Source organism: Corynebacterium glyciniphilum AJ 3170 (genome assembly GCF_007673095.1).
Taxonomy (GTDB): Bacteria; Actinomycetota; Actinomycetes; order Mycobacteriales; family Mycobacteriaceae; genus Corynebacterium.
The window spans coordinates 1-233 of the sequence record NZ_VDYZ01000367.1 but is presented as its reverse complement, the minus strand read 5'-3'; the positions used below and the strand labels follow the sequence as shown (position 1 = coordinate 233).

Sequence of the window (233 nt, the reverse complement as noted above, 5' to 3'; positions counted from 1 at the left end):
CCCTGCTCATCATCACCCCCTCCTTCCTCCGTTCTTCCCCTCCCTACCTCTCCTATGTGATCTCCAACCCCATCAACCCCTCCTTCATCTCCCCACCCACCACATCCCCCACCACTTCCCACACCCGCTCAACCCCAACCTCCCCAACCTCCAACCCCTCCATCCCACCCTCACCTACTTCCATCTCCAACTCCACCATCACCCCAATCCCCCCCCTCCACACCAGTCCCACC

Annotated in this window: 1 protein-coding gene; it reads right to left on the bottom strand. The window is 61.4% G+C overall.

Going from position 1 to position 233, the window contains the following annotated elements; all coding sequences use genetic code 11:
- Nucleotides 1–52: 52 nt before the first annotated feature.
- On the bottom strand, nucleotides 53–233 hold a 181-nt coding region (locus FS507_RS18020; protein WP_222121487.1), incomplete at its 5' end, for a hypothetical protein.